The 13,231-nt window shown below is 65.5% G+C and carries 11 protein-coding genes; 8 read left to right on the top strand and 3 right to left on the bottom strand.

What is annotated here, in order from left to right:
• The first annotated feature begins 214 nt into the window (after positions 1-214).
• From cphA to HHL22_RS12995, 4 genes are all read left to right on the top strand, one after another.
• Positions 215-2,851, top strand: coding sequence for a cyanophycin synthetase (gene cphA, locus HHL22_RS13005; protein ID WP_169531790.1), 2,637 nt, complete (start codon positions 215-217; stop codon positions 2,849-2,851).
• 156 nt (positions 2,852-3,007) lie between these two features.
• A complete protein-coding gene (locus tag HHL22_RS13000) occupies positions 3,008-4,798 on the top strand; it encodes a DUF885 domain-containing protein (RefSeq protein ID WP_169531789.1) in 1,791 nt (596 codons plus the stop codon).
• 155 nt (positions 4,799-4,953) lie between these two features.
• Positions 4,954-5,124, top strand: coding sequence for a hypothetical protein (locus HHL22_RS24070; RefSeq protein WP_241738097.1), 171 nt, complete (start codon positions 4,954-4,956; stop codon positions 5,122-5,124).
• Positions 5,125-6,447: a serine hydrolase gene (locus tag HHL22_RS12995; protein WP_317172658.1), complete on the top strand. Its 1,323-nt coding sequence runs from the start codon at positions 5,125-5,127 to the stop codon at positions 6,445-6,447.
• 104 nt (positions 6,448-6,551) lie between these two features.
• Here HHL22_RS12995 and HHL22_RS12990 read toward each other — a convergent pair whose 3' ends face one another.
• Together HHL22_RS12990 and HHL22_RS12985 are read right to left on the bottom strand one after the other, a co-directional pair.
• Positions 6,552-8,132 (bottom strand): T9SS type A sorting domain-containing protein, encoded by a 1,581-nt coding sequence (locus tag HHL22_RS12990; RefSeq protein ID WP_206680722.1) that lies wholly within the window; start codon positions 8,130-8,132, stop codon positions 6,552-6,554.
• Positions 8,133-8,231: 99 nt separating this feature from the next.
• Complete coding sequence (locus HHL22_RS12985) at positions 8,232-9,161, bottom strand: SMP-30/gluconolactonase/LRE family protein (RefSeq protein WP_169531787.1); 930 nt, start codon at positions 9,159-9,161, stop codon at positions 8,232-8,234.
• 111 nt (positions 9,162-9,272) lie between these two features.
• Here HHL22_RS12985 and HHL22_RS12980 point away from each other — a divergent pair, with 111 nt between their 5' ends.
• The 3 genes from HHL22_RS12980 to HHL22_RS12970 all read left to right on the top strand — a co-directional run bounded on the left by HHL22_RS12980 (position 9,273) and on the right by HHL22_RS12970 (position 11,408).
• The gene (locus tag HHL22_RS12980) at positions 9,273-9,677 is read left to right on the top strand and encodes a DoxX family membrane protein (protein WP_169531786.1); all 405 of its coding nucleotides are present in this window, start codon (positions 9,273-9,275) and stop codon (positions 9,675-9,677) included.
• Positions 9,678-9,924: 247 nt separating this feature from the next.
• The gene (locus HHL22_RS12975) at positions 9,925-10,689 is read left to right on the top strand and encodes a creatininase family protein (RefSeq protein ID WP_169531785.1); all 765 of its coding nucleotides are present in this window, start codon (positions 9,925-9,927) and stop codon (positions 10,687-10,689) included.
• Between the two features lie 74 nt (positions 10,690-10,763).
• The gene (locus tag HHL22_RS12970; protein ID WP_169531784.1) at positions 10,764-11,408 is read left to right on the top strand and encodes a flavin reductase family protein; all 645 of its coding nucleotides are present in this window, start codon (positions 10,764-10,766) and stop codon (positions 11,406-11,408) included.
• Positions 11,409-11,486: 78 nt separating this feature from the next.
• Here HHL22_RS12970 and HHL22_RS12965 read toward each other — a convergent pair whose 3' ends face one another.
• The gene (locus HHL22_RS12965; RefSeq protein ID WP_169531783.1) at positions 11,487-11,873 is read right to left on the bottom strand and encodes a hypothetical protein; all 387 of its coding nucleotides are present in this window, start codon (positions 11,871-11,873) and stop codon (positions 11,487-11,489) included.
• A gap of 145 nt (positions 11,874-12,018) precedes the next feature.
• On the opposite strand from HHL22_RS12965, the gene HHL22_RS12960 reads away from it, so the two are divergent.
• Entirely contained in the window at positions 12,019-13,194 is a 1,176-nt protein-coding gene (locus HHL22_RS12960; protein ID WP_169531782.1) for an esterase/lipase family protein, read from the top strand.
• The last annotated feature ends 37 nt before the right edge of the window (positions 13,195-13,231 follow it).

Genomic DNA, 13,231 nt, shown 5'->3' with positions numbered 1-13,231 from the left:
GCACGTCATCCCGGCGCGCCCTGCCCACCCCAAAAACGAGGTAGTGGCTTAACCATCGGCCTGGTTTTATCGCTAAAAGGCGCCGCTGCTGCCGCCCGAAGTAGCGGCGCCTTTTGGCAGGGCGGGGGCCTAGGGAACACCCAACTAAGCGCCACCTTGCCTACATTGCCGTACTGCTGCCCACGCGGGCGGCTTTTTCCTCTGCCTTGGCCTTATGAAGATTATTGACCTGCGCGTGATGCGCGGCCCAAGCTACTGGTCGGTGAAGCACTACCGGCTCATCGTGTGCAAAGTTGACTTGGAGGAGTACGCCGGCGAGTGGAGCAACACCGTGCCGGGCTTTGCCGAGCGGCTGGGGGCCCTGCTGCCCAGCATGGGCGAGATGCCCCATGTGCCGGGCGTATCGGCCAAGCAGCTGGCCAAGCACCCGCCCCTCAGCGCCGAGCAGCTGGCTGACGGCGAGCCCCTAGGGCACGTGGTGCAGCACGTGGCGCTGGAGCTGCAGCGCCTAGCCGGCATGCCCGTGTACTGGGGCAAGAGCTACCCGGCCCGCGAAACCGGCGTAGAATACGTGGTATTCAGCTACCAGGAGGAGCGCGGCGGGCGCTACGCCGCCCAGGCCGCCGTGGAGCTGGTCGAGGCCGTGCTGCGCGACGAGCCCTTCGACCTAAAGCCGGTGGTGGACGAGCTGCACGACATCCGGGAAGAGGAGTTTTTTGGGCCCAGCACCTGGAGCATCGTGGCGGAGGCCGCCTCGCGCAACATTCCCTACATCAAGCTCAAGAACAGCAACATCATTCAGCTCGGCTACGGGCACAACCAGCGCCGCATCTGGGCCACTACCACCAGCCTCACCTCGCACGCGGGCGTGGAGGTGGCCGGCAATAAGAACCGCACCAAGGCCATGCTGGAAGACGGCGGCGTGCCGGTGCCCAGGGGCACTACCGTGTACTCGGAGGAGGGGCTGCGCGACGCGATTGACGAGCTGGGGTTTCCCATCGTAACCAAGCCGCTCGACGGCAACCACGGCAAGGGCGCCACCATCCGCATCACCAATTGGGAAGATGCGGTGGCGGGCCTGCGGGCGGCCAAAGAGTACGGGCGGGCCGTGATTGTGGAGCAGTACGTGACCGGCGACGACTACCGCCTGCTGGTGGTGAACGGCAAGCTGATTGCGGCCGCCAAGCGCACCCCGGCCGCCGTAGTAGGCGACGGCGAGCGCACTGTGCAGCAGCTCATTGACCAGGTGAACGCGGACCCGCGCCGGGGCGTGGGCCACGAGAAGGTACTCACCAGCATCAAGGCCGACCAGCATACGCTGGACTTGCTGAAGGCCCGCGACCTAGGGCTAGACTCGGTGCTGGACGCCGGCGAAACGGTGTACCTGAAAAGCACCGCCAATATCAGCACCGGCGGCACCGCCACCGACGTGACCGACCTGGTAGACCCCTACAACGTGCTGCTGGCCGAGCGCGTGGCCGGCATCGTGGGCCTCGATATCTGCGGCATTGATATGTTGACCAGCGACATCGCCATTCCGCTGAACCAGACGCGCGGGGCGGTGATTGAGGTGAACGCGGCCCCCGGCTTCCGCATGCACATCTCGCCCACCGAGGGCCTGCCGCGCAACGTAGCCGCCCCGGTCATCGACATGCTGTTTCCGTCGGAGAGCACGGCCCGCATCCCCATCATGGCCATTACGGGCACCAACGGCAAGACGACCACCACGCGCCTGCTGGCGCATCTGGTGGCCAGCATCGGCTACAAGGTGGGCTACACCACCACCGACGGCATCTACATTCAGGGCGTGCAGCTGCAAAAGGGCGACTGCACGGGCGGCCAGAGCGCCGAGTTTGTGCTGCGCGACCCCACCGTGAACTACGCGGTGCTCGAAACGGCGCGCGGCGGCATGCTGCGCTCGGGCCTGGGCTTCCACACCTGCGACACGGCCGTGGTGACCAACGTGGCGGCCGACCACCTAGGGCTGCGCGACATTTACACGGTGGAGGAAATGGCCGAGGTGAAGGCCGTGGTGCCGCGCACGGTGCGCAAAACCGGCTGGGCCATCCTCAACGCCGACGACGACCTGGTGTACGACATGATGCGCACGCTCGACTGCCGGGTGGCGCTGTTTTCGATGCGGGAAAATAATCCCCGCATTGAGGAGCACGTGGAGGCCGGCGGCGTGGCGGCGGTGTACGAGCAGGGCTACGTCACGATTTACAAGAACAGCTACAAGCTGCGCATCGACCGGGCCGCCGAGTTTCCAATTACCCTAGGGGGCCGCGCCACCTTCAACATCGAGAACGTGCTGGCCGCCGCGCTGGCGGGCTACGTCAACGGCTTCGATAAGGACATGCTGAAGCGGGCGTTCCGCACCTTCGTGCCCTCGCCCACCACCACGCCGGGCCGCGTCAACGTGTATAAATTCCCGCGCTTTGAAGTCATCGTGGACTACGCTCACAACACGGCGGGCATCACCAAGTTTGCCGAGTTTATGCGCGCCACGCCGGCCACCCGCAAAATCGGCGTGGTGTCGGGCCTGGGCGACCGGCGCAACGAGGACACCCTAGGGTTCGCACGCATTGCGGGCCAGATTTTCGACGAGGCCATCGTGCGCCAGGACCGCGACCTGCGCGGCAAGTCGGCCGAGTTTCTACGCGACATCATGACCCGCGGCCTGCGCCTCGACAAGCCCGAGCTGCCCGTTCACTACATCGAGGATGAGATGGCCGCCATCGACCACGTGCTGGCCACCGCGCCCGACGGCGCCGTGGTGGTGCTGCTGACCGAGAACATTGCCGGCACCCTCAAGAAGCTGGACGAGTTTGAGGCCGCCCAGCGGGCCTAGGGCCTTCATTGGTTGAAAAGGACGTCATGCTGCGCCTGTCGAAGCCTTTCTATCGCGCCGCTTGGGTGTCGTTCGGTAGAGATGCTTCGGCAGGCGCAGCATGACGTTCTTTTGCATTCGCTTTTTGCTGCAAAACGCTTTCTTTCTCTTTCATTCATGAAGCACCTCCTTCCCCTGGCCGCGCTGGCGGCTGCGCTGCTGGCCGGCTGCCAGCCGGGCGCCAAAACCGATGCCGCCGCGGGCCCCAACAAAGACCTGAACGGCTTATTTGGCCAGTACTGGGAGCGGCAGTCGAAGTTCTTTCCGCTGGATGCCACGGCCCAGGGCGACAACCGCTACAACGACCAGCTGCCCAACGACCAGACCCGCGCCTACCGCGACTCGCTGGGGGCCTTCTACCAGCAGTACCTGACGCGGCTGGAGAAGTTTGACCGCAACGCGCTGGACGAAAACGACAAGATTAGCTACGACATCTTCCAGTACGAGATGCAGCAGCGGCTGGCGGGCCTCAAGCAGCCTACCTGGATGATGCCGTTTCAGCAGTTTTGGGGCCTGCCGCTGACCCTAGGGCAGTACGGCTCGGGGCAGGGCAACCAGCCCTTCAAAACGGTGCAGGACTACGACGCCTGGCTGGGCCGGGTGCACGGCTTCCCGGTGTGGGCCGATTCGGCCATGGCCAATTTCCGGGCCGGCATGCGCACCGGCGTGGTGCTGCCCAAAGCCTTGGTGAAGAAGATGATACCCCAGATGCGCGGCAAGGACATCGACGTGACCGACCCCACCAAGTCGCTCTACTACGGGCCCATCCTGCGGCTGCCGGCCAGCTTCTCGGCGGCCGACAAGGCGCGGCTGACGGCGGCCTACAAAAAAGCCATCCTGACCGAGCTGGCACCCACCTACCGCAAGCTGGGCAACTTCCTGGCCGGTGACTACTTGCAGAGCGCGCGCACCAGCAGCGGCATCGCGGCCATTCCGGGCGGGCCGGGGCTGTATACCTACGACGTGGCCTACTGGACGACAACCACCAAAACGCCCCAGGAAATCTACGAAACCGGGCTGCGCGAGGTGGCTCGCATTCGGGGCGAGATGGAGAAGGTGAAAAACCAGGTGGGCTTTAAAGGCGACCTCCAGGCGTTCTTCGCCGAGCTGCGCACCAACCCTAAGTTCAAGCCCTACAAGAAGCCCGAAGAAGTGCTGGCGGCCTTCGAGAAAATTCACCAGACCATTGAGCCCAACCTAGGCAAGCTATTCAGCCGCACCCCCAAAACGCCGTTCGAGATTCGGGAAACCGAGAAATTCCGCGAGGCGTCGGCGTCGGCCGAATACAACCAGGGCTCGCCCGACGGCTCGCGGCCGGGCGTGTTCTACGTGCCCATCGCCGACGCCACCCAATTCAACACCACCTCGGGCATGGAGTCACTGTTTCTGCACGAGGCCATTCCGGGCCACCACTACCAAGTGTCGTTGCAGCAGGAAAACCAGGACTTACCAAAGTTCCGGCAGTTTGCCTGGTACGGCGCCATGGGCGAGGGCTGGGCGCTCTACAGCGAAAGCCTGGGCAAGGACCTGGGCCTCTACACCGACCCTTATCAGTACATGGGGGCCCTAGGCGACGAGATGCACCGCGCCGTGCGCCTGGTGGTGGACACTGGCCTGCACAGCCGGGGCATGAGCCGCGAAGACGCCATTAAGTACATGATGGACAACGAGCCACTCGATGAGGCCGGCACCACGGCCGAGATTGAGCGCTACATGGCCATCCCCGGCCAGGCGCTGAGCTACAAAACCGGCGCCCTCAAAATCAAGGAGCTGCGCGAAAAATACCAGCAGGAGCTGGGTAGCAAGTTCGACCTGCGCGCCTTCCACGACGAGCTGCTGAAGGACGGCGTGATGCCCCTGACGGTGCTGGAGCGCAAGATGGACGCCTGGGCCAAGTCGGTGAAGTAAGGCAGAGGGGTAAAGGGGTAAAGAGAACGTCATGCTGAGCTCCGCGAAGCATCTCTACCGCGTAACTAACTCTTGACGTTGGAATTACTTGCGCGTTAGAGATGCTTCGCGGAGCTCAGCATGACGTTCTTGCGTGCCTAAATCCTTTCCAAGCTATGCTCAAACAAACCCTCCTCCTTGCCGGCCTCACTCTGTCGGCCCACGCCCAAACCGCCCCGCCACCTACCGCGCCGCTCGATGTAGCCGCCGTGGATGCCGTAGTGGCCCGCACCCTCAAAGCCTTTGATGTGCCGGGCATCTCGGTGGCGGTAGTAAAGGATGGGTAGGTGGTGCTGGCCAAGGGCTACGGGGTGCGCTCGCTGGCCACCCAGGCGCCGATGGATGCCAACACACTCGTGGGCATTGCGTCTAATACCAAGGCGTTTACGACGGCGGCCCTAGGGCTGCTGGTGGACGAGGGCAAGCTGCGCTGGGACGACAAGGTGACCGACTACATCCCGGAATTTCGGATGTATGACCCCTACGTGACGGCCGAGTTTACGGTGCGCGACCTGCTGACGCACCGTAGCGGCCTGGGCCTGGGCGCGGGCGACCTGATGCAATTTCCCGACTCGGCCGACTTTACGCCGAAGGACGTCATTCATAACCTGCGGTATTTCAAGCCGGTATCGTCGTTTCGCAGCAAGTTCGACTACGACAACAGCCTCTACATCGTGGCCGGCGAGGTGGTGGCGCGGGTGAGCGGGCAGTCGTGGGACGACTTCGTGACCACGCGGCTGCTGCGGCCCCTGGGCATGAGCAGCAGCGCCACCAACTTCGGCCGCCTACCCGATGCCACCGACGTGATAGACGCCCACGCCCCGGTGGACGGCAAAATTCAGGTGGTGCGGCGCGATATGAACACGCTGCTGGGGCCGGCCGGCGGCATCTACAGCAGCGTGAGCGACCTGAGCAAGTGGGCCCTGATGCTACTGGGCGGCCCCGGTGCGCCCGCGCCGCTGCTCAAGCCCGCCACCCAGCGCGAGGTGTGGACGCCGCAGACGATTCTGCCCGTTGGCCCCACCCTGCCGCCCTACAACACGCACTTCGCGGCCTACGGGCTGGGGTGGTTTCTGCGCGACGTGCGCGGCTACAAGGAAGTGAGCCACACGGGCGGCGAAATCGGGATGGTAACCAAGGTGCTGCTGCTGCCCGAGCTGCGCCTGGGCATCATCGTGCTCACCAATCAGGAAAGTGGCGCGGCCTTCACGGCCGTGAGCAGCACCATTGAGGACCATTACCTGGGCGTAACCGGCCTGGACCGGGTGCAGGAAATGCTGGACCGCATGAAGCAGGGCGATGCCGAAAACAGTAAAATAACCGCCACCGCCTGGCAGCAGGTGGCGCTGGCCCAGAAAGCCGCCCCCAAAAAGCCCGACTACGCGCCTTTCGTGGGCCGCTACCACGATGCCTGGCTGGGCGACGTGCTGGTGTATCGGCAGGGGCCGCAGCTGTGGCTGCGCGCGGTGCGGGCCCCGCGCCTGGTGGGCCAGCTGCTGCCCTACCGCGGCAGCACCTACGCCGTGCGCTGGAAAGCCCGCAGCATGAACGCCGACGCTTTCGCCGCCTTCCACTCGACGAGCAGGGCCGCGCCGCCAGCATCAAAATGAAGCCGATTTCGCCGGCCACCGATTTCAGCTATGACTTCCAGGACCTGGATTTGCGGCGCGTGGCGGACGGCCCCGCCCCCGGCCAGCCCTAGGGCCCTAAGCCGCTACTTCACCGTCACCTTCAGCACTTGGCTGAACTGCTCGCCTTGCACGCGCACCAGGTAGGCGCCGGCGCCGAGGCCCCCTAGGGGTAGCGGGGCCAGGGCGCCGCCGGCCACGCGCTGGGGCGGCAGCACCGGGCGGCCCAACGCGTCGAGCACCGTGGCCTGGTAAGCGCCCGTGGGCAAGCCGGTTAGGTCGAGGGTGGCGGGGCCGCTGCCGGCGGGGTTGGGGTAGAAGTGAATGGTGGCGGCGCTACTGCTCGCCCGTGCCCCTAGGGCCGCAGCGGGCGCTGTAAGCTTGTAGATGGTGCCGCTTTGGTCGTCGGAAATGAGCAGGGCGCCCTGCGCATCCACGGCCACGTCGACGGGCCGGCCCCAGGCCCCGCCGCCATCCACGAAGCCCGTTACGAGGTCGGCCTGGGCGCCGGGGGTTTGGGTGGCGGCGTTCCAGGGGAAGTAAATGACCTTGTAGCCAGCGGGCGCGGTGCGGTTCCAGGAGCCGTGCAGGGCCACGGCGGCGCCGCTGGCGTAGGCGGCCGGAAAGCGGGTGCCTTGCAAAAACGTGAACCCTAGGGCCGCCGAGTGCGCCTGAATGCCCTTGCTAATGGTGGTGAACGTGCTGAGCGGCACCGCCCCGTCGCGGTTCATGTCGTAGTCCAGCTCGAAGGGCATGTTGTCCAGGCCGGTGCTCGAATCGGGGTTGGGATTGGCGAAGGGCCAGCCGTAGTTGCCGCCGTCCACGACTTTGGTAAATAAGTCGGGCGGGTGGTTATCGACGTAACTGCTAAGCACTTGGCCGTACTGCCCGGTGGCGTCCTGCTTGGGGTAGGGCGTATTGTCGCGGCCGTTCACCGTCACCCACAGCGTGTTGGTGCCCGGAATGAAGGCCAGGCCCTCGGCGTTGCGCAGGCCCTGGGCGAAGAGGCGACGGCCCGTGCCATCGGCCTCGTACTGGTAGATGGCGGCGCGCTTGGGGTCGCTCTGCGTGTCGGACAGGCACACGTTGCAGGTCGAGGCAATGCTGACGTAGAGCTTGTGGTTGCCGTCGAGGGCCAGGTTTTTGAGGGCGTGGGCGTAGGCGCCGTTCAGCTCGGGCGTGCTATCGTCGGGCAGGCCCGTGATGATAACCTGGCGGCCCTGGGCCGTGGCGTCGCCGGCCTGGTAAGTGAAGCGGTTAATTTGGTTGCTCTCGGCCACGTACAGGTAGGTGGTGCTGCCGATGGTGTGAAACACCATATCGTGGGGCCGGCGCAAACCCGTGGCAAAGTCCGTGACGGTGGGCGAGGCGTCCGCGCTGCCGGGCCGCACCAGCGAAATTTTGCCCGCCCCCGGCTGCGACACCAGCAAGGCCCCGTCGGGCGTGAGGGCCATGAACCGGGCGCCCGGCACCCGCGCGTACACGGCCAGCGCCCAGCCCGTCGGCACCTGCACCGTGCGCGGCGCATCGAAGGGCGCGCTGGCCAGGGCGGCGGGCACGCTTAGGGCTACGCTGCTGGTGGCGGCCAGCGTTTGGGCCCTGGCGGCGGGGCCAGTAAGCCCGGCAGCCAGGGCCAGGCTAAGTGCTTGATAAGTAAGGCGGCGCATACGCAACGGATATAGGTGGACTACTATAGTATACATACGGGCCGGGCGGGTAGTTCGGTCGGCGGGCTTTTGGCGGCGCCCACCCCCTAGGCCCTACCCCTACCGCACGCCGCGCACCCGCATGGGCACCGTATAAACGGCCTCGGAGGCGGTGATGAACAGCGTTTTCATATCGGGGCCGCCGAAGCAGAGGTTGGCCGTCCAGGCGGCGGGCACGGCCAGGTGGGCTAGCTGCTGGCCGGCGGGGCTGTATACCGTCACGCCCTGCCCGGTGAGGTACACGTTGCCTTGCGCGTCGAGCGTCATCCCGTCCGAGCCCTGGCTCACGAACAGCTGCTTGTCAAGCAGCTGGCCCTGGGGTCCTAGGCGGTAGCGGTAGGTTTTGCTGGCCCCGATGTCGGCCACGTACAGCGTGCGCCCGTCGGGGCTGCCAATCAGGCCGTTGGGCTGCTTCAAGGTGGTTTCGACGGCCACTGGTTGCCGGGCGCCGGGGGCCAGGTAATACACGTTTTGGGGCGCGGGGCCGGGGTGGCCGGCGGGCCAGTAGTCGCGCTTGTAGTAGGGGTCGGTGAAGTAGAGGCCGCCCCTAGGGCTCACCCACACGTCGTTGGGGCCGTTGGGCAGGCGCCCGTCTACGCGGTCGGCCAGCACCGTTACCTTGCCCTGGGGGCTGATGCGCCAGAGCTGGTTTTGGGCGTCGGCGCAGGCAATGAGGTTGCCCTGCTTATCGAAGTAGAGCCCATTAGCGCGCCCGGCCGGCGTCAGAAAAACCGTGAGCTGGCCGTGGGTGTCGTACTTGTAAATCTTGTCGTTGGGCTGGTCGGTAAAGAAAATATTGCCCGCTTTATCCACGGCCGGCCCCTCGGTGAAAGCAAACTGCTTGGCCACCAGGTGCGGCACCAGCGAGCCGGCAAACAGCGCCTGCCCGGCTGGCGTGGCGCTGGCGGCGGGCGGCGGGGCCGGCGCCTGGGCGGGGGCAGCCAGCGGCCAGGCGGCCAGCGAAACCCAGAAATAACTAAAAGCGCGCATAGCGACGACAAGGAAAAGGTGCAGCACAGAAACGCAGCCGGCGCGCTGCCGTTGCACAGCGCTTCAACTCCGGGCCCTAGGGCCCCGTAAGCAGCGGGCATTCCCTACTCTATGAAACTCAATAACTTCGAGCTGGCCTTCGTGCTGGGCCGCCTCTTGCTGGGCCTCAACTACCTGCTGCACGGCCTCGTGCGCATCCCTAAGCTGCCTGCCTTCAAAGAGCACGTGCTCAAGCAGTTTGCCGCCGCGCCGCTGCCGCCGGCCTTGGTAGAAGCCTTTGCCACGGCCCTCCCTTTTGTGGAAGGTGCCCTCGGACTACTGCTGGTGCTGGGGCTGTTTACGCGGGCGGCGCTGGTGGGCGCCATGCTCGTTATCATGAGCCTGGTTTTTGGCAGTTGCCTGCTCGAAAACTGGACCCTGGTGGGCGACCAGATGCTCTACGGCCTCTTCATCATCACGCTGGTGCTGCACTTGCAGCGCAACCGCCTGTGCCTGGACGCCGTGGCGCCGGCCTAGGGCCCCTAGGGTGCCAGAAGGTCCTTTCGCTTTGCCTGATTTATTCTAGGCTGTGTGGACAGCAAACCAACAGAACGTTATGCTGAGCTTGTCGAAGCAGCTCTACCGCTTCGGTCGCATGAAATTGTTTGGTAGAGATGCTTCGACAAGCGGACGCTAGATGAGCATGACGGCCAAAAGGCATCAGAACTCATTTTTTGGTTGCTGTCCACACACCCTAGAACTTACACCTACCCTCCTTCTTCCGATGACTGCGCGCCCCTACCTCTTGGCCGAAACTACCTGGCAAGCCGTGCGTGCCGCCGCTTTCGAGGTGGTGGTGCTGCCCTGGGGCGCCACCGAGGCCCACAACTACCACCTGCCCTACGGCACCGACAACTACCAGTGCGACTACGTGGCGGCCGAGGCGGCGCGCCTGGCCTGGGAGCAGGGTGCCAAGGTGGTGGTGCTGCCCACCATTCCGTTCGGCGTGAACACGGGCCAGCTCGACATCACGCTGGATATGAACCTGAACCCCAGCACCCAGCTTGCTATTCTGCGCGATGTAGTGCGGGTGCTGGCCCGGCAGGGCATTCCGAAGCTGCTGGTGCTGAACGGGCACGGCGGCAATGACTTTCGGCAGCATCTGCGCGAGCTGCAGGCCGAGTTTCCGGGCGTATTCCTGTGCACCGCCTCGCTGTTTCACATCGCCAACCGGAGCGAGTTTTTTAGCGCGCCCGGCGACCACGCCGACGAGATGGAAACGAGCATGATGCTGCACATTGCGCCCGAGCTGGTGCGGCCCCTGGCCGAAGCCGGCCCCGGCGCCAGCCGCCGGTTTCGCCTCCGCGCGCTGCGCGAGTGGGCCTGGGCCCAGCGTGAGTGGAGCCAGGTAACCGCCGACACGGGCGTGGGCGACCCTGCCGCCGCTACGGCCGCCAAAGGAGCAGCCTTTTTGCAAGCCATTACCAAGGAGCTGGGGCAGTTTTTAGTGGAGCTGGCCGCGGCCGACCCGCACGACCTGTACGAATAATCCGTAAGCCTGCGCAGCCCCGCGCACCAACCCCGCGAAATCCATTAAATCCGTTAAATCTGCGATTCGATTATATGCGCCACATCACCGCCGCCGACATTGCCGGCTTCGAGAAAATCTACCGCCTCAACCTCGTCAATGCCTTGCCGGGCTTCAAGCCGGCCAACCTGGTGGGCACCGCCGCGCCGGGCGGGCTCACCAACCTGGCCATTTTCAGTTCGGCCATCCACCTGGGGTCCGACCCGCCCACGCTGGGCATCGTGACGCGCCCCACCACCGTACCGCGCCATACCTACCAGAACATCAAGGACAACGACGGCTGCTTCACCCTCAACCACGTGCTGCTGGCGCAGGCCGCCGCCGCCCACTACACCTCGGCCAACTTCCCCGATGGCGAGTCGGAGTTTGCCGCCTGCGGCTTTACCGAGGTGTGGCGCGACGGCTTTCCGGCGCCCTACGTGGCCGAATGCGCGGTGGGCCTAGGGCTACGCCTGCGCGAGGAGCACCCCATCTTCAACGGCACGGTGCTGCTGGTAGCGGCCGTCGAGCACGTGTATTTGCCCGAAGCCGCCCTGCGCCCCGACGGCACCCTCGACCTGGCCAAGCTGGGCACCTGCGCCATTTCGGGCCTCGATGGCTACCACGCGGTAGCCGAGCCGGTGCGCTTCGGCTACGCCCGGCCGGGGCAGTGGCCCGCGCCGCTGGCAGAAAAAAGCTAAAAAGTAGAAGTGAAGCGTTAAAATCCGAAATACTCAGATTTAACGCTTCACTTCTACTTTTTAACTACTACCCTAGGGCTACTGCTTGGGGGCGTTGCCATTGGCCGCGGGGGCGGTGCTGGCGGCGTTGTTGGGGTCCGAGTTATCGATGGAAGCCTTCGTGCCGTTGGCGTTTTGCCCCGAGGTGGCGCTTTTGCCGGCCGGGGCCGAGTTGAGCTGGTCGGTGGTGGTGCCGTTCTTGACGGCCACGGCCGAGCCCTCGCCGATGGGCGTGTGCACGTTTTGCTTGTAGTTGATGCTGTCGCGGTTGGTTTCGGCGTTGGTGTAGCCGGGCGGGTTGGTGAAGCCCTCTCTGAACTGCGGATTGGTGCCGGGGCTGTACTTGGCGTAGTCACAGGCCGTGAGCAAGGTAGCCGAAGCGGCCAGCAGCAGGGTGGCCAAAACGGGGCGAACGGGGAAGCTCATGCTGAAGTCGAAGAAATTACGGCTGCAAAGATGCGGCCTAGCCAGCAATAACGCGGCAGCCCGCCGATAGTTGAGCTGGCTGAAGCGCAGGGTAGCGCACCGGCCGCCGCCCCGCACCGTATTTATGCGTAAGCCCCTCGCCCCTATGCTTCGCCGTACCCTTACCTCGCTGGCCCGCGCCGCCCTGCTGCCCGTGCGCAACGCCGAGCACTGGCTGCTCAGCGGGCGGGCGCACCAGCACTACTGGCAGCCGGTGCTCAACGGGGCTTTTGGCGACCAGCTAGCCGCCCAAGGCGATGCGCGCGCCATTGCGCTCAGCTTCCGGCGCGGGGGCCAGGATGTGCCGGTGGCCGAGCTAGGCCTAAGCGAGGAGCGCCAAAAAACGGTGGTTTTCGTGCACGGCCTGATGGGCGACGAGCTTATCTGGCAGGCCGGGCCCGCCGACGCCCCCGGCGGGCCCCTGCGCTACGGCCCCCGCCTGGCGGCCGAGGCCGGCGTGCGCCCCCTCTACGTGCGCTACAACAGCGGCCGGCACATCTCCGAAAATGGCCGCGCCCTGAGCGCCCTGCTCACCGAACTGGTCGAAACCTACCCCCAGGCCGTGGGCGAGCTGGTGCTGGTGGGCCACAGCATGGGCGGGTTGGTTATCCGCTCGGCCGGCTATTATGGGGCACTGGGCAATGAGCAGTCAGCAATGAGCAAAGAGCAATTGACTAACGCAGAAGAGAATGCTCCAAAAGAGTTGTCTATTGCTGATTACTCTTTGCCTCTTGCAGGCGCGCCCTGGCTGGCGCACCTTCGCACGGTGTTTCTGCTGGGCGTGCCGCACGAGGGCTCGTACCTAGAGCAAAACAGCGCCGCCGTGGAGCGCCTGCTGCGCCGCCTCGACGTGCTGCCCACGCGCCTCCTGGCCAGCGAGGTGTTTGCGCGCCGCTCCAACGGTATCAAGGACCTGGGCGCGGCCCGGCTGGTGGATGAGGACTGGCTGCCCTTAGGCCCCGCGGCCGACGCTCACGACGCGGCCGATTCTGCTGACGCCGCGGGCCCGCCCCGGCCGCGCACCCCAGTGCCGCTGCTGCCCAGCGTGGCCTACCACGTGCTGGTGGGCACCTGGCTGCGCGCCGGCCGCGCCCAGGCCCTGCGCGACTACTTCGGCGATGGGCTGGTGGGCACGGCCAGCGGCCAGGGCCCCAGCCTGGCCCCCGACGACACCCCGCTGCCGCCCGGTACCCGCCTGCGCACGGCCCGCTTTGCAGCCCAGCACCACACCGGCCTGCTGCGCCACGAGGCTGCCTACCAATACCTCCGGCGCTGGCTTTAACTGCATTTTCACCCCAAGCGTTTTTCTTGCGTCTACA

Source organism: Hymenobacter polaris (assembly GCF_012927305.1).
GTDB classification, from domain to species: Bacteria; Bacteroidota; Bacteroidia; order Cytophagales; family Hymenobacteraceae; genus Hymenobacter; species Hymenobacter polaris.
The sequence above is the reverse complement of the archived record's forward strand: the minus strand, read 5'-3'. Positions and strand labels throughout refer to the sequence as shown.